Genomic DNA, 19,298 nt, shown 5'->3' on the forward strand with positions numbered 1-19,298 from the left:
CAAAGGACGCGACTGTAACGCCGCCATATGACGCGGCGATGACAGCCGTGCAGGGCGCATGGATTCAGGGGCGCGCGCAGGCGGCCACGGCCTTGGCTAGCCAGGCCGCATCGACGGGCCCCAGCCGCCTGGTACAGATCCGATGTTCAGAATTTAGAATCACTGTGTACGGCAAGCCCTTGATTTGATTGCCAAAAGTGGGCAGCAGGGTGGGCCGGGCCAGGGCCTGGGGATAGCTGGCCGGGTGCTGCCGCAGGTATGCCTGCGCGGCCGCGCGCGTGTCGATGGCGATGCCGATGACGGGGCGTTTCGGCAGGCTGGCGGCGCGGGCATTAAATATCGGCAACTCCCGGATGCAGGGCAGGCAGTTGCTGGCCCAGAAGTTCAGCACCACGGCCCGTCCCTGGAACTGGCTAAGATTCAGCCTGCCAGCGCCATCTAGGCGGGGCAGGTCGAAGGAGAGCGGCGCGGCAGTCGTATGGCCGGCCAGCACAAGCAATAACGCCGCCCAGCGCGTCATTGCGGCACCACGGCCGCGTCCGTCATGCGGTAATACAAGCCCATGGGGTCACTGGCCAGCACTTTCAGCTTGCCTTGCACGATGAACGGCGCATAGCTGAACTTTACGGCCGTCTTGCTTTTGATTTCCACCACGCCTTCCGGACCGGCTGGCAGGCAAAAGGGGCAGCTGGCTGAAGTAATGGTCAGCAGGAAGTGTTTCTGCTTTTGCCCCGGTTCCAAGGGCATCATGAAGCCTTGCACTTTCACCTCCGTATTGTCGAGTGCGCTGATTTCCGGCGTGTATTTCGGCACCATGCGGCCCTTTTTCGCCTTGACCGTCGTGACCTGGCCCAATAATTTCCACGAGACGACGCCGGGCAAGTCCGTCAGGGGCGCGAAGAACGAGGGCGGCTCGTCGGCCGGGACCGCTGCGGCCATGCCGGCCAGCAGCAGGCAGGCAGTCAACACCATGATGTTCAACATGGGCATCTCCTTCAGGGGCGCGCCAGCGTGGCGGCGATATCGGTGCGGTAGGCGCGCGCGGCGGGAATAGCGGCGGCCAGCAAGCCCACGGCCCCGGCGATCACGGGCAGCCACGCTTCGCCGGGGATGATGCGCCACGCTTGCAGGTTCAGGTCGTGCATCGATTCCTGCCAGCCCAGCAAGCCGACGGCCGCATGGCCCAGCAGCCAGCCCAGCGCCGCTCCCGTCAATGACAGCAGCAAGCCTTGCGCCAGCAGCAAACGCAGCAGTTTGGCGGGCGAAGCGCCCAGGGTGCGCAGGATGGCCAGGTCAGTCTTGCGCTCTTCCAGCGCGCCGTACAGGGCGACGAACAGCGACAGGGCTGCCACCAGCAGCACGCCGGCGGCGATCGCCCGCAGCACGGCGATGCCCACGCCCAGCAGGTTGAACAGCCGTGCCGCCTCGAAAGCGGGCTGCGCCGCCTGGAGCCGGGCCTGACTGTTCACCCTGCGGGGCAGGCTGAGGGCGGCCAGGGGCGACGCGTATTGCACCAGCACGGCCGTCAGTTCACGCTCCGGCGCGGCGGCGGGTACGGCTGACTGCTCATCGGGATCCGTTTCATGCACTCGCCACACGGAAGCGACGGGTGTGACGATCAGCCTGTCCAGCACCGTGCCCGTGGGCGCCAGGATGCCCGCTACCGTGTAGGGCGCGTGCTCGTGCAATTCTCCGCCCGCCGTCAGCCCGTGCGAGCCGGCAAAACTGGCGCCCAGGGTGGCGCCCGTCTCGCGCGCGGCGCGGGCGCCGAACACGGCTTGCATGGGCTGCGTAAACAGTTTGCCTTGCGCCAGGTGCGCGCCGTAATGGCCGAGCAGCGCCGTGGTGCTGCCGACGATGCGGAAACCGTGAAAGTTGTCACCCAGCGCAAGCGGGATCGCGGCTTTCACCAACGGCTGCGCGGCCAGCGTCGCCAGCGCGCCGGCGGGAATATTGCCGGTCGGAATATCGGCGTGATACACGGACGACAGGATCAGTTGCAAGGGCGAGCCTTTCGCGCCCACCACCAGGTCGATGCCTTGCGCATCGCGCCCGGCGTGCTCTTCCAGCTGGCTGGAGACGGCAAGGATGAACGTCATCATGGCAATGCCGATGGCCACCAGCAGCAGGTTCAGGCTGGACGCCAGCGGCTTGTGGCGCAGGGCGCGCCAGGCCAGGGTGGCCGCGTTCAAGCCGCACTCCTGGCGCGCGGCAGGCGCAGCACGAGCGCATCGGGCAAGGCGGCCAGCACCCTGGCGTCGTGGCTGGCAATCACCAGCGAGGCGCCAACCTGCGCGGCCTGGCTGGCCATCAGGGTGACGACGGCGGCGCAGGCCATGTCGTCGAGGTTGTCCGTCGGCTCATCGGCCAGGATCAGTCGTGGACGCATGACGACGGCGCGCGCGATGGCGGCCCGCTGCCGTTCGCCACCGCTCAAGGCATGCGGGTAGGCATCGAGCTTGCTGGCCAGGCCCAGCTGGCCCAGCAGGCTGGCCGCGCGGGCCGGATCGGGCCGCTGGCCGCTGGCGTAGGCGGGCAATAAGACATTATCGAGCACGTTCAAGCTGGGCACCAGCGCCAGTTGCTGGGGCAGCAAGCCGATGGCGCGGCCGCGCCAGCTGTCGCGCTGGCGCGGCGTGAGGCTGGGCAAGGACGTGCCCGCCACGTCGAGGCGGCCCGCCTGGGGCGCCAGGATGCCGGCCAGCAAATGCAACAAGGTCGATTTGCCGGAGCCGGACGGCCCCAGCAGCAGCGCGTGGCGCCCGGCGGGCAAGTGAAAGGCGGCGATGTCCAGCACGGGGCTGGCGGGATCATAGCCATAGGTCAGGGAGGCGAGGTGGAGCATGGAGTTCTTTCGGGTAACTGGCTGGCAGGAAAAGATTGCCGCACAAATGCAACTGAGCTGCATTATAATTCAAACGCAATCGACTTGCATTTAAAATGCGACCGTCCATTGCCTCCCTCAATCGACCCATCCGAAGGAATCCCATGCTCCAGCGAAAACTCCCCGTCACCGTCCTGTCCGGCTTTCTCGGCGCCGGCAAGACCACCTTGCTCAACCACATCTTGCGCAACCGCGAAGGCAAGCGGGTGGCCGTCATCGTCAACGACATGAGCGAAGTCAATATCGACGCTTCGCTGGTGAAAGACAGCGCGGAAGCGGCTGGTGCGGCCCTGTCGCGCACGGAAGAAAAACTCGTGGAAATGTCGAACGGCTGCATCTGCTGCACCCTGCGCGACGATCTGTTGCTGGAAGTGCGGCGCCTGGCGGCGGAAGACCGCTTCGATTATTTGCTGATCGAATCGACGGGCGTGGGCGAGCCGATGCCCGTGGCCGCCACCTTCGACTTCGAGGATGAGCACGGCGACAGCCTGAACGACGTGGCGCGCATCGACTGCATGGTCACCGTCGTCGACTGTGCCAACCTGCTCAACGATTTCCACAGCGAAGACAGCCTGGAGCAGCGGGGCGAAATCGCGGGCGAGGGCGACGACCGCCAGCTGGCCAATTTACTCACGGAACAGATCGAATTTGCCAATGTCATCGTCCTCAACAAGGTCGACATGGTCGATGCGGCCGAACGCCTGCGCGTGCTGGCCATTTTAAAAGCCCTCAATCCCGGCGCGCGCATCATCGAAACCAACCAGTCCATCGTGCCGCTGGACGCCATCCTGGGCACGCACTTGTTCGACCTGGAGCAGGCGGCCAGCATGCCGGGCTGGGCCCAGGAGCTGGCCGGCACCCACACGCCGGAGACGGAAACATATGGCATCAACAGCTTCGTTTACCGGGCGAAAGAGCCGTTCCACGCGCAGCGCTTGCATGACTACATTGCCCAGCCAATCAAGGGCGTGGTGCGCAGCAAGGGATATTTCTGGCTGGCCAGCCGTCCCGAATGGGTGGCCAGCCTGTCCGGCGCGGGCAAGCTGATGAATATCGAACCCGTGGGCTTGTGGTGGGCCTCCGTGCCGAAAGAGCGCTGGCCCACGGATGCGGCCTCGCTGGCGGAAGTCAAAGCGGGCTGGAGCGAAACGTATGGCGACCGCTACCAGGAGCTCGTCTTCATCGGCCAGGACATGGACCAGGCCGCCATCGAGGCGGACTTGAAGAAATGTCAACTCAACTACACGGAAACGCGCCAGGGCATGGCCGCCTGGCGCAAGCTGCCCGACCCGTTTCCCGAATGGCAACGCATGGAAGAACTTGAAGATTAACCATCGATAGGAATGCACTATGACAGAACTGATCCCCGTTACCATCATCACAGGTTTTCTCGGCAGCGGGAAAACCACGATGCTCAAGCGCATATTGCAGGGCGATCACGGCATGCGCATCGCCGTGATCGAAAACGAATTCGCCGCCGAAAGCATCGACCATGGCTTGCTGGTGCAGGACAGCGACGAACAGATCGTGGAAATGAACAATGGTTGCATCTGTTGCAGCGTGCGCGGCGACCTGATCCGCATCCTGGGCGAACTGCACGCCAAGCGTCAAGCCGGAACCATCGCGTTCGACCACGTGATCATCGAAACGACGGGCCTGGCCGCGCCTGGTCCCGTGGCGCAAACCTTCTTTGCGGAACCGTCAATCAGCGAGTTTTACATGCTCGACGCCATTTTGACGGTGGTCGATGCGCGCCACGCGCAGCAGCAATTGACGGCGCACAAGGAAGCCCAGGAGCAAGTCGGCTTTGCCGACCGCATCCTGCTGTCGAAAACGGACCTGGTCAGCAAGGACGAGCTGGCCGCGCTGCGCCAGCGCTTGGTCGCCATCAATGGCCGCGCCAGCATCCAGAAAGTCAGCTTTGGCAATGTGCCGCTGCGCGATATCCTGAACATTCGCGGTTTCAACTTGAACGCCATCGTCGAGCTGGAGCCGGATTTCCTGGGGGAACTGGGCCACCGCCATGGCGACGGCGTGCAATCGTTCGTCTATCACCAGTCCCAGCCCCTGGATCTGCTGCAGGTGGAAAATTTTCTGGATGCCGTGGTACAGCTGTTCGGCGCCCAGCTGATGCGTTACAAGGGCATCTTGTATGTTGCCGACATGCCATGCCGCGCCGTCTTCCAGGGCGTGCATATGCTGATGGGCTCGGAACTTGGCACGCCATGGCGCGACGGCGAGACGCGCGCCAGCAAGATGATCTTTATCGGCCGTGACTTGCCGCAGGATATGCTGATCCGGGGTCTGAACCGCTGCGTGACCACGCTGGCCACGGCGGACAGCCCCGTCGAGGTGGCCGCATGAGCGTGGAAGCGGGCTTGCCCGCCCTGGCGCTGATCTTTCTCCTCGGTATGCGGCATGGCCTGGAACCGGACCACCTGGCCGCCGTCGATGGTCTGACCCTGCGCAGCCAGGCGGCAGCGCCGCGCTGGGCGCCGTGGATGGGTGCGCTGTTTGCACTGGGCCATGGCCTCACCGTGCTGGCCATCGTGGCCGTGGCCGCCGTGGCGTCGCAGCAATTTACGCCGTCGGAGGCCGTGTTTGGCTGGCTGGAATGGCTACCCATCGCCTTGCTGCTGCTCATCGCCGGCATGAATGCGCGCAGCTTGCTGGCTGGCGCGCAACTGGCCGACGTGCGCGGGCGGCTGTTGCCACGCTGGTTGCGGGGCGCGTCCGGGCCGCTGGCCGCCATCCTCGTCGGCATGCTGTTCGCGCTGGTGTTCGACACGGCCCTGCAGGCGGCCGCCTGGGGCTATGCGGCCGTCGCTCTGGGCGGCATGCAGCCAGCCTTGCTGACCGGCCTGGTGTTTGCCGTCGGCATGGGCGTGACGGATACCTTCGATGGCTGGGTCACGGCGAAAGTCATGCGCACCGGCCAGGCGGATATCGTGCGCGCCTTCCGGCGCCGCCTGGGCTGGCCCATCGTCGCCATCTGCGTGGCCATGGCTGGCACCATGGCGGCCGGCAAGTTTGACTCCGCCTGGTCGCTGCCGGAAAGCTGGACGGCGGCCCTCGGCGCGGCCATGGTGCTGCTGATGGCGGCCCTGTACGGCTGGACCTTGCTGGGTTTGCGCCGCGTGCGTGCCTGAGACGGGGGCGTGGGTATAATGGAAAAAAACTGCCGGATTCCACCATGCCCGCACCTGAAATCGTCATCCGCCTGCTGACGCCAGCCGACACCGCCGCCTTTTGCGCGCTGCGCCTGCGCGCCATCCTTGATTCGCCCAGCTCGTTTTCCTCGTCGCGCGAGGATGAGCTGGCGCGCACGCCGCAAGAACATGTGCAGCGCATCGCCGGCGGCCCGCTGCACAGGGCTTTCGGCGCCTTCGATGGCGAACGCCTGGTCGGTTTTGCCGGCTTGCGGCGCGAATCCATGCGGCAACTGTCGTACAAGGCCTTGCTGTGGGGCGTGTTTGTCGATGTGACGCAACGGGGCAAGGGCGTGGCGCGGCGTCTCGTGAACGCCTGCATCGAACAGGCCGAGACGGACCCTGCCGTCATGCAAGTGCATTTGAGCGTAAATGCGGAAAACAATGCCGCCTTGGGCCTGTATGAATCGCTGGGATTTATCGCGTATGGCACGGAACCGCGCTCGATGCGCGTGGGCGACTTATTCTATGACGAGCATCACCTGGCTCTATTGATCAGGTGATGTCTTTTTGAGAATTACTTGCAGCGCGGGCACAGGCCCTTGATCAGATAATCGACTTCGCCGCCGCTGAAACCTTCCGGCAAGAGCACGGGCGGCGGCAGCTTGACTTCATTGAAGCAGGTGACGTTCGCGCATTTGGTGCACTGGAAATGCGCGTGTTCGTGCGCCTGGTGGCCGGCGCCCGCGCTGAAGCGCCACACCTGGTCGGCGCCCGCGATGCGGTGCACCAGTTCATTTTCCGTCAGCCATTCCAGCACCCGGTACAGGGTGACGGAATCGATGTCGCTGTCCTGCGACAGCGCCTGCTGGATTTCATGGTGGGTCAGCGAACGGCTTTGCGCCATTAAAAAGTCGAGCACCTTCACGCGCGTCTTGGTGACGCGGGCGTTGGTGTTGCGGATCAGCGATTCTGCTTGCGGTGTAGAAGATGATGTCAACATGATAGGCCTGCTTGCGGGGGATCGGCTGGCGGCGTCATCGCCGTGCCTTTGCCACCCTCTGGGCCGTATCTTAGCATGCGTGCCGCACTCGATGGAACGGCGTCATGGTTTGAACGTCCAATAGCGGCCGGCCACCGTATCGACGGGGTCGAGAAAGCGCTGGTCGGCGCGCGCATGGTTGCGTATCAGATAAAACATGTCGGACAGGGCGGAGCGCTTTTCCGCGAAATACGCATGTTTCATGAAACTCGTGTCGACCCCGGTGGCGTCGATGGTTTCCACGCCCGCCACGATCAGCATGCCGGCGCCGCTGTCGCCCGCGCGCGCGTAGCCGTGCACGGTTTTCGAGGCGGCCAGGGCCAGGTCTTGCGACGAGGCATACAAGGTGACGGGATTGCGCGCGCCGGCCAGTTTCGGCGCGATATCGTGCTTGAAGATGGCCGCGTCGATATCGGGCGCGGACAGGATGATTTCCGTGATCTTTTGCGCCAGCTGCGGCTGCGCGGCCAGCAAGTCGGCCACGGCCCGCGCCAGGCCACGGCTGCCCATGCTGTGGCCGACCAGATACACTTGCGCCGCCTCCGTGCTGGCAAGAAAGTCGGCCAGGAAGTCGGTGAGGTGAGGCGTGCTCCACTCGATATTGTTTTCATCGATCGTGTAGCCGGCCACCTCGCCGCGTGACGGCCAGCTGTAGAACACGGGCGCGCCGTCAAAGCCCAGGTCGTAGGCCATCTGTCCCGTGCGCCGCGCCGCATCCTCGAAACTCACGTTGTAGCCGTGCACGAAGACAAAGGCGCTCTTGCCGGCCGAAGCGCGGATCTGCGTTTTTAGTGCGGCAAAGAAGTTGGCGCGGTCTTGCACCTCGGCGGACAGCAGCACCACGTGCTTGGCCGGGTCGTCGCGAAATTCCAGGCGCCACAGCGACGGCGATTCCAGCTGGCCCATGCGGTGGTCGCGGGGGATGCTGATGTCGCAGCTGCCATAGCTGAGCGGACCATTACCACTCTTGATGTTGCGTTCGCCGCTGAAGCGCTGGGCCGGCGGCTTGCCCACGTCGCGCTGGCGGTCCGTGGCGAAATACACTTTGACGACGGCATAGTTCGACACGACGGCGCCTTTATCGGCCGGCGCGGGCACGGCTTCCACGTCGGGCGCCTGGGAAAAAGGCCGCTGCAGCGCATCGAGCAAGCCTTGCGCGGCAAACAGGGTTCCCATGTCGTCCGGCACTTTCGCGCCGGACAGGGCGGCCGACAGGGCCAGTTGCAGCTGGGTATTGGCGGGCTCGGCTTCCAGCGCGGCGATCGCGGCCAGGATGGCGGCGGCGCCGTCGAACCTGGCGATGGCCTGCTTGAGCCGTTCATAGTGGCTGGCCACGGCTTCGGGAGCGTGGCCCGGCGCGCCATGCCCGATGGCCGCCACGACAGCGGAAGTGATCAAGTCCATGCGCCACCTGCCTTTCATGTCAATCTGGATTGAATGTCAACCCATATTGCCATAAAAGCACGCGAAAAGCGATTTGTCCAGCGCCCCGCGCAGCGGGTGCGGCTAACATCAATGCTGTTTGTCGTCGCTGAACTGCTGCGCCAAGGATTGCAGGGGCGCCACGGTCAGGCCGCCGCGGCTCACGTGCTCGGGGATGGCTACGCGCACGGGCTTGCTGTGCATATTGGCCGATGACAATACGTTCGTCGTCGTTTCCGGCGTGGCGTTCCACACGGGATCGACGATGCCTTCGAACACATGTTTCAACTGTTCGCCCCACGTGTCGCGGATCATGCGGAAATACTGGTTCTTTTCATCGATGGTGACGAAGCGCGTGACGGCCAGGCTGCCCGTCTCGTAGACGAGCAAGTCCAGCGGCAAGCCGACGGAAATGTTCGAGCGCAGGGTCGAATCCATGGAGATCAGCGCGCACTTGGCCGCTTCGTCCAGGCGCGTGAACGGGTTGATGACACGGTCGATGATGGGTTTGCCGTATTTCGCTTCGCCGATCTGGAAATAAGTGTTTTCATCGTGCGATTCGATGAAATTGCCGGCCGAATACACCTGGAACAATCGGCAGCGCTCGGCGCCTATCTGGCCGCCTAATATAATGCTGACATTGAAATCGATGCCGCAGTCGGCCAGGGCCTTCGCTTCGCGCAGGTGCACGGTGCGCACGGCTTCACCCACGATGCGCGCCGCATCGTACATGCTGGCCACGTTCCAGATGCTGCGTCCGTCCGCATCGACGTGTTCGGAAACGATCTGGCGGATCGCCTGCGAGATCGACAGGTTGCCGGCCGTCATCAGGACCAGCATGCGGTCGCCCGGGTTCTCGAACACGCTCATCTTGCGGAAGGTGCCCACCTGGTCCACGCCGGCATTGGTGCGGGAATCGGACAGGAAGACCAGGCCTTCGTTCAGGCGCATGCCTATGCAATAAGTCATCGTCGTAAATCAAGTCAAAGGGGAAGCATTCTACACCAGCCGGGCCTTGCCACCTGCTGGCAAGGCCCGGCCAGCCTCATTCCTGGCCATTTTAGACAGGCACGATCTGCACATCGACCCGTAACGTTTCCGTGCCGCCACCCTGGCGCATGCCGCGCACGGGCGCCGCCGAATCGTAGTCGCGCCCGATGGCCAGGCGGCAATACGCATCCGTCATCAGCCGTGCATGCGTGACGTCGATGCTGACCCAGCCCGCGAAATCCGTATCTTCCGTCCATGCGTCGACCCAGGCATGGCTGGCCGCATGGCCCGTCGTGCCCGGATCGATGTAGCCGGACACATAGCGGGCCGGGATGCCCCAGGCGTGGCAGCAGGCGAGGAACAGATGCGCGTGGTCCTGGCATACGCCGCGGCCCAGCGCCAGCGCGTCGCCAGCCGTGGTGGTGACCATGGTGGCGCCGCTTTCATACGCCACCTTGCCGACGATGTGCTCGGCCAGGCGCAGCAAGTGGCCCGTGCCGGCCGTCACGTCCCGGTCCGGCAGGCTGGCGGCCGCCAGGTCGAGGATGGCGGGATTGGCCAGGGTCAACGGCGTCGGCATGGTAAACAGCAGCGGCGACAGGGTATCGACCAGGTTCAGCCGTCCCTTGTGCGGGTAGATGGTTTCCACCACGCCGTGCGCTACCAGGCTCAGGGAGTGATGGCTGCCGTTAATCGTCAGCATGTGCGACAGATTGCCGTAGGCATCCGTGTAGGCGTGGCACTGGCCTGGCGTGGAAATCTGCCAGGAGAGAGCCCGCTGCTGCGGCTCGATACGCGGCGTCAGGTGCAGCTGCTGGATGGTGTAGGCCAGCGGCGCACTGTAGGCGTAATGGGTTTCGTGGCGGATAATGAGCTGCATCAGGCCGCCAAGGGAACGAGGAAGTCGCGGCTGACCCGGTTGCCCAGGTCATAGATGTTTTCGAGAAATTCCGTAAGGGTATGGTGCAAACCCGCCTTCATGATGTCGTCGATATGGCCGAATTTCAGCTCCGCATGCAATTTCCCGGCGAAACGCTCCGTATCGGCCGACACATCATTGCGAATGTGTTTCAGGTTTTCCACCACGTCATCCATGCAGGCCAGGAGCGACCTGGGCATGTCGCCGCGCAGCATCAGCAATTCCGCCACCCGTTCCGGGGTGATGACATCGCGGTAGACCTTGCGGTAGATCTCGAAGCCGGAAACGGAGCGCAGCAGGGCCGCCCAGTAGTAGAAATCGCGCTGGGTGATGTCTTTCGACGTGTCGCGCGCGCCGTGGAACTTCACGTCGAGGATGCGCGCCGTGTTGTCGGCCCGTTCCAGGAAAGTGCCGAGGCGGATGAAGTGAATCGCCTCGTCCTTGAGCATGGTGCCCAGTGTCACGCCGCGCGACAGGTGCGAGCGGTACTTGACCCACTCGAAGAACTGGCTGGGGTCCGTTTCCAGCAAATTGCTTTTCAGGCGTTTCTGCATGTCGAGCCAGGTGGCATTCTGGATTTCCCACACTTCCGTCGTCAGGGTGCCCCGTACGGCGCGGGCGTTTTCGCGCGCCCCCGTCAGGCAGGCGAGGATGGACGAGGGGTTGTTCGGGTCGCGCACCATGAAGTCGAGCACGTCGCGCGTGTGGAAGCGGCCATATTTGTGGTCGTACGCGCTTTGCAGCTCGGAAATGCCCAGGGTGGCGCGCCAGCCTTGCTCCGCGTCCTGCTCGGACTGCGGCAGCATGGACGTTTGCATGTTGACGTCGAGCATGCGCGCCGTGTTTTCCGCCCGCTCCGTGTAGCGGGCCATCCAGAACAAATGATCGGCAGTGCGGCTCAGCATGTTTTTTCTCCTGCAAAAGCGGATGTGGCTTCCAGTACCCAGGTATCCTTGGTACCGCCCCCTTGCGAGGAGTTGACCACCAGCGAGCCTTCGCCCAGCGCCACGCGGGTCAAGCCGCCGGGCACCATGGAAATCGTCTTGCCGGATAGCACGAACGGGCGCAAATCGATGTGGCGCGGCGCGATGCCGGCGTCCACATACGTGGGGCAGGCGGACAGGGCGAGTGTCGGCTGGGCGATGTAGCCACCGGGATTGGCCAGCAGGCGCTGGCGGAAATCCTCGATTTGCGCCAGGCTGGACGCGGGCCCCACCAGCATGCCGTAGCCGCCCGCGCCATGCACTTCCTTGACGACGAGTTTCGCCAGGTTCGCCAGCACGTAGGACAAATCGGCCGGCTTGCGGCACTGGTACGTCGGCACGTTGTTGAGTATCGGCTCTTGCGACAGGTAAAACTTGATCATGTCGGGAACAAAAGGATAGATCGACTTGTCGTCGGCCACGCCCGTGCCGATGGCGTTGGCCAGGGTCACCCGGCCGGCGCGGTACACGGACAGCAGGCCCGGCACGCCCAGCGAGGAATCGGAGCGGAAGGCCAGCGGGTCGAGGAAGTCGTCGTCCACACGGCGGTAGATCACGTCGACGCGCTTCGGTCCCCGCGTGGTGCGCATGTACACGGAATTGTCGTTGACAAACAGATCCTTGCCCTCGACCAGTTCCACGCCCATCTGCTGGGCCAAAAAGGCGTGCTCGAAGTAGGCGGAGTTGTACATGCCGGGCGTCATGACGACCACCGTCGGGTCATCGATGCCCATCGGGGCGACGGAACGCAGGTTGTCGAGCAGCATGTCCGGGTAGTGGTCGACGGGGGCGATGCGGTTGCGGGCGAACAGTTCCGGGAACAGCCGCATCATCATCTTGCGGTCTTCCAGCATGTAGGACACGCCGGACGGCACGCGCAGATTGTCTTCCAGCACATAGAATTCGCCCTGTCCCGCGCGCACGATGTCGACGCCGGCGATGTGGGCATAGATGTCGGAGGCGACGGCAATGCCCTGCATTTCCGGGCGGTACTGGGCATTCTTGTAGATTTGCTCGGCGGGAATAATACCCGCCTTGATGATGTTTTGTTCATGATAAATATCATGGATGAACATGTTCAAGGCTTGCACGCGCTGCACCAGGCCTGTCTGCATCTGCGCCCATTCGGCGGCGGGGATGATGCGCGGGATGGTGTCGAACGGAATCAGGCGTTCCGTGCCGGCATCGTCGCCGTAGACGGCGAACGTGATGCCGACCCGGCGGAACGTCAGGTCGGCTTCGGCCCGCTTGCGGGCGATGGTCTCGGGGGATTGCTGTTCCAGCCAATTGCTGAATTCACGATAGTGTTCACGTACCTTGCTGTCCGTACCCACTTCATTTGCAGTCATTTCATTGAAAAAATTTGCCATGTTGTGATTTCCCTTGAGCCGTGTCTACGTATAGCTCAGCAGGAAGCGTGCCAACAGGGGAGCCGAGGGAAGGTGTAAAGATGAGCACTTTTGTGGCGTTGCGCCATTCTTTGCACTAATTTGGTGCGCTAATCGTCACTCTTGGGGACGTCGGCGGGCTGGACGAAGGGCCGGCAATCGACGGGCACGTCGAAGATGAAGCTGGTGCCCGTTTCGGGCGCGCTGTCGACGGCGATGCTGCCGCCGTGGCTTTCGGCCACGCTCTGCACGAAGGGCAGGCCGATGCCCCAGCCTGGGGCGGGGCTGTCGTTCTCGCGGCGCAAGTAGTCGAAGATGCGTGCGGCCTGTTCCGGCGCGATGGCGTGGCCGCCATTGTGCACGGTGACGATCAGGCGTTCGTGGACCGCTTCCACGTGCACGCTGATGGGTGCGTCGTCGCCATACTTGAGGGCATTGCCGACGAGGTTTTCCAGCGCGCGCCGCAGCGAGTTCTCGCACCACCAGCCGACGACGGCTTGCCCGCTGACCTGGCATTTGTCCGGCCGCTGCAGGTTGACCTGGCCGGCCACGGCGTGTACCAGCGGCAGCACGTCAAACTGCCTCAGCACCAGCGGCAACTGCTGGCCCTGATGGTAGCTGAGGCCATCGAGCAATTCCTCGATCATGCTGTCGAGCCGCTTGCTGTGTTCGACAATCTTGTGCGCCAGCAATACCACCCGTTCCGGGGCCGCTGGCCGCAGCAGCAACTGGGCGCTGGTGCTGATGACGGCCAGCGGATTGCGCATGTCGTGCGACAGGCCGGCCGCAACGCGGCGCCGGAAACCTTCGTGCATGCTGGTAAATTCGCGTATCGATTCGCGGATGCCCACGTCGATCGACTTGTTGATCACTTGCCAATCCTTGCTGCGCAAGGTGATACCGGACTCATGCGCGGTGGCGGCGAAGCAGTCGCGGAAGATCTGGTATTCCTGGATCACCTGTTCCGGGCCGTAATTGGTCATGCGCGCCCGTTCGTTGCCATGCACGGCGGGCACGTTGCTGTTGCTGGTCGCATTGTCGCGCGGGTGACCTGGGGTGAGGGCTTCGGCCAGGTTGTCGAAAAAGGCTGGCAAGGTGTTGATGAGGATGGGTGTGAGCAAGCGGTCCGCGCCGCGCACGCTGGCGCGCACGCGCTGTTCCCAGGCGCCAAGGACGGCGTCGCGTATGGCAAAGATGCGCTGCGCGCGCTGCAATGGCTGGCGCACGCCGGTCTGGTGATCCGCCTGATGATCCGTTGCAATATTCACCTGAACTCCCTGACAGGAATGGCTATGCTCTTAATAGTATGCGCCAATTCAGCCGTCAGGGAAACGCTTTATTGTCCAGTTTCGGCCAGCCGCAGGGCCGCATGCAGGCGGGAAAGCGTGGTTGACCATTCGGCCAGGGAAAAGTTCTGTGGGTCATCATGACCATTCGCAAAGCCCGTATCGAGCACGGCGTGGAAGGCGGGGATCAGCCACGTCCCCTTGCGCACGCTGGCGGCGATATACAGCAGGGCCAGGCGCTCGTATTGCGCAGGCGTAAAGCCCGGATCGGGCGCCAGGCCATCGTTGCCCTTGCCGCCGCCGGGCACGGAGTGGCGCGGCTGCACCAGTTCCACGTGCAGGAACAGGCCCGTCAGCGACGGCTTGTCCTTTTCCAGCTTGCTGGCATAGCTGGCCGTGCCAAAGTCGCGCACGGCCAATGAATCACCGAGGCGGTTGACGTAGACATGGCCTTTCGGACCGCCGCCCAGCGCCGGATTGCGCGTCGTAAAATCGTTGAAATCCCAGCTGGCGTCGTTGATATGGGCGGGAATGGATTCCAGCAGGAAATTCGGGTAGCTGGTGTCGTGGATGACGAAATAGCGGGCCATCGGTGCGGCCAGCCGGCCCACGGCGCGCGACAGCGGGGCGTCGACGGCGCCGCCCACGTCCGCCTCGGCGATGCCCTGTTCCGCCAGCCAGGCGCGCAACCGGGCCGGGTCGATGCCCGTGCGCTGGCCGATGCGGGCGGCAAGAAAATCCGGCAGCGGCGCGCTGTCGCCCAGGCGCGCATACAGCTTGACGGGACGCAGCAAGCACGTGGCTTGCGCCCGCGCATCGCCCTTGAAGCCGCTTTTCCAGGCAGCATACGGGCAGGCGGCTTGCTTCTGGGCAGCGGCCGGCAGGGACAGGCAAAGCAAAAGTAGCAGGGCAGGGAGTTGTTTCATGCGGGCATTGTCGCCGAAGCGCCGCTTGCGGCACAGGCGCGCACGAAAAAAAAGCTGCCCCATGGAAGGGGCAGCTTGGGTGCAGGTTGGCGGAAGCGGATTTAGAACGCCACGCTGCCCGACACGACAAAGGTGCGCGGCGCGGCCAGCACCAGGCTGCCGGCGTCGAACGAGGAAACGGCCGAGGCCCAGTAGCTGCGATCGGCCACGTTGTCGATGCGTGCGCGCAAGGTCACGTCATGGCCGGCCACCTGCGTCAGGTAGCGCGCGCCGATGTCGACACGGGTCCAGGACGGCAGCTGCTTGGTGTTGGCCAGGTCCACATACTGGGTCGAGGTGTAGACGGTGCGGGCGTTCAGCGACAGGCCAGGTGCGCCGGACACATCCCATTCGCCGCCCACGCTGAGCTGTGTTTTTGGCGCGCCGATGGCGTTCTTGCCATTGTTGGCCGGCTTGTCCGTCTTGCGCTGTTCCGTATCGAGCCAGGTCAGGCCGCCCAGCAGGCGCACGCCCGCCATCGGCGTGCCGAAAATCGACAACTCCAGGCCCTGGTTGCGCTGTTCGCCCGATAGGGTGGAGCGCGAGCCGACCACGGCAGGCAAAGGCTTGGCCGTCGAGAACAGGGCGGCGCTCATGCCCAGCCTGCCGCTATCGTACTTGACGCCGATTTCCTTCTGCTTGGACTTGTATGGCGAGAATATTTCTCCCTTGTTGCTCAGTGACACGTAGTTCTGGCCATCAAAATAGGTATCGCTGACAACCGGTCCCTTGACCAGCGCCTCGATGTAGTTGGCGTACAGCGACACGTCCTTGCTGGCCTTGAATACGATGCCAGCCACGGGCGTCGTGGCGCTCTTGTCATAAGCCTTTCCTTGCAGCGCCGAGGTGTTGTAGTCGTAACCGGCATCCCTGATCTGCTGGCGGCGCAAACCCACGGTCAGTAGCAACTGGTCGTCGAGGAAGGCCATGGTATCGGCCACGGCGTAGCTGTTGAGAATAGTCTTTTGCGTCAGGCGCGGGTCGCTCATCACGCCGGCCGAGTTTGCGGGCAGGGTGGGGGGCATGGCGACGTCCAGCGGACGGTAGATATTCGTCGGCAAGCCCGCGTAGTCGCTGATCGCATACGCATTCTTCGCCTCATTCCAGTGATTGGACCAGCTGGCCACCAGCGTATGCTTGACGGCGCCCAACACGAACTTGCCGCGAATACCCAGTTCTCCCGTGCGAATTTCCTGCTTGCGCGCATTGTCGAAGCGGTACACGCTGGCGTCGCCATTGAGCGAGCTCAACGTCGGTTGGGCCAGGCTGTTCGATTCCTTGGTCGAACGGCTGCCAAACGCGGCCCAGGCCACGACATCCTTGGCAAGGTCCACTTCGGCGCGCGCCGTGCCGAACACATCGTGTTCCTTCGAATAGCTCCAGGGCTGGGCAAAGTTCTTCGACGCATCGGGCGCGCCAGGCAAGGCTGTCAGGGTGCCCGTGTTGATGGAAGGGCGCGGCGCCGTCAGGTCGAAATTCTGGTAGCCGGCATCGGCCGACAGACGGTAGTTGCGGCCGCGATAGTCGAGGCCCACCGAGAACATGCCCACGTCGTGGTCTTCGCGCTTGATGCTGGTCTCGCCCTGGCGCTTGGCGGCGTTCACGCGCACGCCGAATTCCTGGTTCTCGCCAAAGCGGCGCGCCACGTCGATGGCCGCATAGGCATGGCCGCCCGACTCCACGCCCACCGTCAAATCCGTCAGCGGCGCATTGCCGGCGCGCTTGGGCATCAGGTTGATGGCGCCGCCAATGCCGCTGCCGCCCGGCGCCGCGCCATTCAGGAAGGCGCTGGCGCCACGGAACACTTCCACTCTTTCGAGCAATTCCGGCGATACATATTGGCGAGGCAACACGCCGTACAGGCCGTTGTAGGCCACATCATCGGAATCGAGGGCGAAACCGCGGATCACATACACTTCCTGGAAATTGCCATAGCCGCGCGACACGCGCACGGCCGGATCGCTCTGCAGCAAGTCGCCCACGCTGCGCGCTTGCTGGTCGGCGATGAATTGCTGCGTGTAACTTGTGCTGCCGAATGGCGAGTCCATCATATCCACGGCACCGAGGATGCCCATGCGTCCGCCGCGCGCCACCTGTCCACCCGCATACGCCTTCGACAAGCCTTCCGCCGACGCATCGGCCGACGCGTTGACGACCACTGTCGGCATGGTTTGCGTGTCGCCGGCCGGTGCGGTGGAGGTGGTTTGAGCGTGGGCGGCGGTGCTGGCCAGCAGGAAGGCGGCCAGGGCGAACGGGGTAGGGGCGAGGTGGAAGGTGCGCATGGAGTTATCTGGATATTAATGAGAATGATTATCATTATATTCCAGCGTGGCGCAGCGCGTGGGAAAGTGTGAGAAAGCGAGCAAAAAAGTCGCCATTTGTACAACACCGGGCCAGCCAGGGACTGGAATCTGGCGGAAAAAGGCGCGCCAGGCGATACCTTGTGGATTTATTAATGCGCATATCCAAGTTTCGCTAAAATGTGCCATCGCGCCCCGCGCCCACAGGAAACCGCATGCCATTGCACCGCCATCTACCGTCCGCTTCCATGCGCCTGCGCATACGGGACGGCTTGAGCCTGAAAGGCGCGGCCGTCGCGCTGATCCTGGCCATGCACGTGCTGGGCCTGTATTTCCTGCTGCTGCCGGCGCGGCAACTCAAGCAATACACGGAGGTGGCGTTCATGACCTTGCTGCCGTCCCGTCCGCTGACGCAGACGCCGCCGATGGCCTTGCCCATGCCCATGCCGGCTCCTTTGCCACGCGCGCGGGCCAGTGCGCCGCCCGCCGCGCCGTCCGTCATCTTCGCACCGCCTGCCGTGGCAGCGGAGGCCATCACCGTACCGGCCGAGGAGTTCCCTGTCGCGCCGGCCACGGCACCTTCCACGGCAGACTTGCGCACGCGCGCCCGGCTGGCGGCGGGCGCCGCCGACAAGGCCCTGCGTGGCGAACTGAAGCAAGACCAGCCATGGCTGGCCGCTGCCGACCTGAAGAGCGAAAGCACTTTCCAGAAGCTGGTCGCCTCCGCCTGGCGCGGCGGCCCCGTCATCCGCGTGGAGGAATTTCTGACGGCCGATGGCCGGCCCGCCACGCGCGTCGTCAGCGCCGGCGGCGCCACGTGCTATGGCATGGCCGAGAATCCCGGTTCCGGCGCCGACCCGGCCAGGACGGGCGGCAAGGTCAAACGCGTGCCTTGCCCGGGCTGAAGACCGCGCAGACTGCAGGGTCATGACGGCGATTGCGGGGCAGCCGCCCCCGGCCAGGCGTCAAATATGCTAAGTTGCGTCTGCACTTCATGTGACATGACCCAGGACTCCCATGCTCCCCGAACTCCTCATCCTCGCTCCCAGCCCTTCGGCTGCCGTCAACGCGCAGCTGGAACAGCAATACACCTGCCACCACGCCTGGCAAGTGCCGGCGCCAGAGCGCCACGCCTGGCTGGCCCAGCGCGCTGCGGCCATCCGCGCCGTCGTCACGACGGGCGCGCTGGGCCTGAACGCCACCGACATGGCCTTGCTGCCGAATCTGGAAATTGTCGCCGTCAATGGCGTCGGCCTCGACGGCGTGGCGCTGGACCAGGCGCGCGCGCGGGGCATCGCCGTCACCACCACGCCGAACGTGCTGACGGATGACGTGGCCGACGTGGCGCTGGCCTTGCTGCTGGCCAGCGCGCGGCATATCGTGGCGCTCGACCGTTTCGTGCGCGACGGCGGCTGGGAACGCCGCGAGGCCATCGCCCCCGCATCGAGCCTGCGCGGCAAGACGGCCGGCATCTTCGGTTTCGGCCAGATCGGGCAAGCCATCGCACTGCGCCTGGCCGCCTTCGGCGTCCACGTGCGCTACTTCCAGCCGCGCGCCATTGCAGGCACTACTGTGCCGCGCGCCGCATCCTTGCTGGCCCTGGCGCAGGAAAGCGATTACCTGATCGTCTGCGCGCCAGGCACGCCGGCCACGCGCCAGATCATCGACCGCAGCGTGCTTGACGCGCTCGGCCCGCAAGGCACGCTGATCAATATTGCCCGTGGCGCGCTGATCGACGAAGTGGCCTTGATCGCCGCCTTGCAGGACGGCCACCTGGGCGCGGCCGGCCTCGACGTGTTTGCGGACGAGCCGCGCGTACCAGCCGCCTTGCGTGCCTTGCCTAACGTGGTGCTCACGCCGCACGTGGGCAGCCTGACCGTGGAAACGCGCCATGCAATGGGGCAACTGGTGGTCGATAACCTGGCCGCCCACTTTGCCGGCTTGCCACTGCGCACCCCCGTGCCCTGACG

The 19,298-nt window shown here is 64.2% G+C and carries 19 protein-coding genes; 6 read left to right on the top strand and 13 right to left on the bottom strand.

Going from position 1 to position 19,298, the window contains the following annotated elements; all coding sequences use genetic code 11:
- Nucleotides 1–64 precede the first annotated feature (64 nt).
- From AC3IQ7_RS15780 to AC3IQ7_RS15795, 4 genes are read right to left on the bottom strand one after another with little or no spacing between them, the layout of a single operon-like run.
- Nucleotides 65–520: a TlpA family protein disulfide reductase gene (locus AC3IQ7_RS15780; RefSeq protein ID WP_489206609.1), complete on the bottom strand. Its 456-nt coding sequence runs from the start codon at nucleotides 518–520 to the stop codon at nucleotides 65–67.
- A complete protein-coding gene (locus tag AC3IQ7_RS15785; RefSeq protein ID WP_489206610.1) occupies nucleotides 517–984 on the bottom strand; it encodes a DUF3299 domain-containing protein in 468 nt (155 codons plus the stop codon). Before AC3IQ7_RS15785 ends, AC3IQ7_RS15780 begins: the two co-directional genes overlap by 4 nt.
- An 11-nt stretch (nucleotides 985–995) precedes the next feature.
- Nucleotides 996–2,192, bottom strand: a complete 1,197-nt coding sequence (locus AC3IQ7_RS15790; protein ID WP_489206611.1) for an FtsX-like permease family protein — start codon at nucleotides 2,190–2,192, stop codon at nucleotides 996–998.
- Nucleotides 2,189–2,845 carry an ABC transporter ATP-binding protein gene (locus AC3IQ7_RS15795; RefSeq protein WP_489206612.1) on the bottom strand — a complete coding sequence of 219 codons (657 nt, stop codon included), beginning with the start codon at nucleotides 2,843–2,845 and terminating at the stop codon, nucleotides 2,189–2,191. The genes AC3IQ7_RS15790 and AC3IQ7_RS15795 overlap by 4 nt, the downstream gene beginning before the upstream one ends.
- Nucleotides 2,846–2,988: 143 nt before the next feature.
- Between AC3IQ7_RS15795 and zigA the strand changes: the two genes are divergently transcribed.
- The 4 genes from zigA to AC3IQ7_RS15815 are packed head-to-tail and all read left to right on the top strand — an operon-like array spanning nucleotide 2,989 to nucleotide 6,596.
- The gene (gene zigA / locus AC3IQ7_RS15800) at nucleotides 2,989–4,215 is read left to right on the top strand and encodes a zinc metallochaperone GTPase ZigA (RefSeq protein ID WP_489206613.1); all 1,227 of its coding nucleotides are present in this window, start codon (nucleotides 2,989–2,991) and stop codon (nucleotides 4,213–4,215) included.
- Nucleotides 4,216–4,234: 19 nt separating this feature from the next.
- A complete protein-coding gene (locus tag AC3IQ7_RS15805; RefSeq protein ID WP_489206614.1) occupies nucleotides 4,235–5,248 on the top strand; it encodes a CobW family GTP-binding protein in 1,014 nt (337 codons plus the stop codon).
- Nucleotides 5,245–6,033: a HoxN/HupN/NixA family nickel/cobalt transporter gene (locus AC3IQ7_RS15810; protein WP_099376805.1), complete on the top strand. Its 789-nt coding sequence runs from the start codon at nucleotides 5,245–5,247 to the stop codon at nucleotides 6,031–6,033. Before AC3IQ7_RS15805 ends, AC3IQ7_RS15810 begins: the two co-directional genes overlap by 4 nt.
- A gap of 44 nt (nucleotides 6,034–6,077) precedes the next feature.
- Nucleotides 6,078–6,596, top strand: a complete 519-nt coding sequence (locus AC3IQ7_RS15815) for a GNAT family N-acetyltransferase (protein WP_489206615.1) — start codon at nucleotides 6,078–6,080, stop codon at nucleotides 6,594–6,596.
- Between the two features lie 14 nt (nucleotides 6,597–6,610).
- Here AC3IQ7_RS15815 and AC3IQ7_RS15820 read toward each other — a convergent pair whose 3' ends face one another.
- The 9 genes from AC3IQ7_RS15820 to AC3IQ7_RS15860 form a co-directional block, all read right to left on the bottom strand.
- On the bottom strand, nucleotides 6,611–7,036 hold the full coding sequence (locus AC3IQ7_RS15820) for a Fur family transcriptional regulator (RefSeq protein WP_034787417.1): 426 nt from the start codon (nucleotides 7,034–7,036) through the stop codon (nucleotides 6,611–6,613).
- A gap of 102 nt (nucleotides 7,037–7,138) precedes the next feature.
- Complete coding sequence (locus AC3IQ7_RS15825) at nucleotides 7,139–8,479, bottom strand: alpha/beta hydrolase (protein WP_099376803.1); 1,341 nt, start codon at nucleotides 8,477–8,479, stop codon at nucleotides 7,139–7,141.
- Between the two features lie 108 nt (nucleotides 8,480–8,587).
- Nucleotides 8,588–9,466 carry a proteasome-type protease gene (locus tag AC3IQ7_RS15830; RefSeq protein WP_099376802.1) on the bottom strand — a complete coding sequence of 293 codons (879 nt, stop codon included), beginning with the start codon at nucleotides 9,464–9,466 and terminating at the stop codon, nucleotides 8,588–8,590.
- Nucleotides 9,467–9,557: 91 nt separating this feature from the next.
- Entirely contained in the window at nucleotides 9,558–10,367 is an 810-nt protein-coding gene (locus AC3IQ7_RS15835) for a transglutaminase family protein (RefSeq protein ID WP_489206616.1), read from the bottom strand.
- Nucleotides 10,367–11,311: an alpha-E domain-containing protein gene (locus tag AC3IQ7_RS15840; RefSeq protein WP_099376800.1), complete on the bottom strand. Its 945-nt coding sequence runs from the start codon at nucleotides 11,309–11,311 to the stop codon at nucleotides 10,367–10,369. Before AC3IQ7_RS15840 ends, AC3IQ7_RS15835 begins: the two co-directional genes overlap by 1 nt.
- On the bottom strand, nucleotides 11,305–12,759 hold the full coding sequence (locus AC3IQ7_RS15845) for a circularly permuted type 2 ATP-grasp protein (protein ID WP_322426942.1): 1,455 nt from the start codon (nucleotides 12,757–12,759) through the stop codon (nucleotides 11,305–11,307). Before AC3IQ7_RS15845 ends, AC3IQ7_RS15840 begins: the two co-directional genes overlap by 7 nt.
- A 128-nt stretch (nucleotides 12,760–12,887) precedes the next feature.
- Nucleotides 12,888–14,045, bottom strand: coding sequence for a sensor histidine kinase (locus tag AC3IQ7_RS15850; protein ID WP_489206617.1), 1,158 nt, complete (start codon nucleotides 14,043–14,045; stop codon nucleotides 12,888–12,890).
- Between the two features lie 68 nt (nucleotides 14,046–14,113).
- Nucleotides 14,114–14,989, bottom strand: a complete 876-nt coding sequence (locus AC3IQ7_RS15855; protein ID WP_489206618.1) for a hypothetical protein — start codon at nucleotides 14,987–14,989, stop codon at nucleotides 14,114–14,116.
- A 101-nt stretch (nucleotides 14,990–15,090) separates the two neighbouring features.
- Nucleotides 15,091–17,310, bottom strand: a complete 2,220-nt coding sequence (locus AC3IQ7_RS15860) for a TonB-dependent receptor (RefSeq protein WP_489206619.1) — start codon at nucleotides 17,308–17,310, stop codon at nucleotides 15,091–15,093.
- A 233-nt stretch (nucleotides 17,311–17,543) separates the two neighbouring features.
- Here AC3IQ7_RS15860 and AC3IQ7_RS15865 point away from each other — a divergent pair, with 233 nt between their 5' ends.
- Both AC3IQ7_RS15865 and AC3IQ7_RS15870 read left to right on the top strand, forming a co-directional pair.
- Nucleotides 17,544–18,233, top strand: coding sequence for a hypothetical protein (locus AC3IQ7_RS15865; protein ID WP_158301099.1), 690 nt, complete (start codon nucleotides 17,544–17,546; stop codon nucleotides 18,231–18,233).
- A 112-nt stretch (nucleotides 18,234–18,345) separates the two neighbouring features.
- Nucleotides 18,346–19,296, top strand: a complete 951-nt coding sequence (locus AC3IQ7_RS15870) for a 2-hydroxyacid dehydrogenase (RefSeq protein WP_489206620.1) — start codon at nucleotides 18,346–18,348, stop codon at nucleotides 19,294–19,296.
- Nucleotides 19,297–19,298: the final 2 nt, after the last annotated feature.

This window comes from Janthinobacterium sp. GL_088 (assembly GCF_057837845.1).

Coding starts and splice junctions, on each gene's coding strand:
- AC3IQ7_RS15780 (WP_489206609.1), bottom strand. CDS start 520: ATGACGCGCTGGGCGGCGTTATTGCTTGTGCTGGCCGGCCATACGACT.
- AC3IQ7_RS15785 (WP_489206610.1), bottom strand. CDS start 984: ATGTTGAACATCATGGTGTTGACTGCCTGCCTGCTGCTGGCCGGCATG.
- AC3IQ7_RS15795 (WP_489206612.1), bottom strand. CDS start 2,845: ATGCTCCACCTCGCCTCCCTGACCTATGGCTATGATCCCGCCAGCCCC.
- zigA (WP_489206613.1), top strand. CDS start 2,989: ATGCTCCAGCGAAAACTCCCCGTCACCGTCCTGTCCGGCTTTCTCGGC.
- AC3IQ7_RS15805 (WP_489206614.1), top strand. CDS start 4,235: ATGACAGAACTGATCCCCGTTACCATCATCACAGGTTTTCTCGGCAGC.
- AC3IQ7_RS15810 (WP_099376805.1), top strand. CDS start 5,245: ATGAGCGTGGAAGCGGGCTTGCCCGCCCTGGCGCTGATCTTTCTCCTC.
- AC3IQ7_RS15815 (WP_489206615.1), top strand. CDS start 6,078: ATGCCCGCACCTGAAATCGTCATCCGCCTGCTGACGCCAGCCGACACC.
- AC3IQ7_RS15820 (WP_034787417.1), bottom strand. CDS start 7,036: ATGTTGACATCATCTTCTACACCGCAAGCAGAATCGCTGATCCGCAAC.
- AC3IQ7_RS15825 (WP_099376803.1), bottom strand. CDS start 8,479: ATGGACTTGATCACTTCCGCTGTCGTGGCGGCCATCGGGCATGGCGCG.
- AC3IQ7_RS15830 (WP_099376802.1), bottom strand. CDS start 9,466: ATGACTTATTGCATAGGCATGCGCCTGAACGAAGGCCTGGTCTTCCTG.
- AC3IQ7_RS15835 (WP_489206616.1), bottom strand. CDS start 10,367: ATGCAGCTCATTATCCGCCACGAAACCCATTACGCCTACAGTGCGCCG.
- AC3IQ7_RS15840 (WP_099376800.1), bottom strand. CDS start 11,311: ATGCTGAGCCGCACTGCCGATCATTTGTTCTGGATGGCCCGCTACACG.
- AC3IQ7_RS15845 (WP_322426942.1), bottom strand. CDS start 12,759: ATGGCAAATTTTTTCAATGAAATGACTGCAAATGAAGTGGGTACGGAC.
- AC3IQ7_RS15855 (WP_489206618.1), bottom strand. CDS start 14,989: ATGAAACAACTCCCTGCCCTGCTACTTTTGCTTTGCCTGTCCCTGCCG.
- AC3IQ7_RS15860 (WP_489206619.1), bottom strand. CDS start 17,310: ATGCGCACCTTCCACCTCGCCCCTACCCCGTTCGCCCTGGCCGCCTTC.
- AC3IQ7_RS15865 (WP_158301099.1), top strand. CDS start 17,544: ATGCCATTGCACCGCCATCTACCGTCCGCTTCCATGCGCCTGCGCATA.
- AC3IQ7_RS15870 (WP_489206620.1), top strand. CDS start 18,346: ATGCTCCCCGAACTCCTCATCCTCGCTCCCAGCCCTTCGGCTGCCGTC.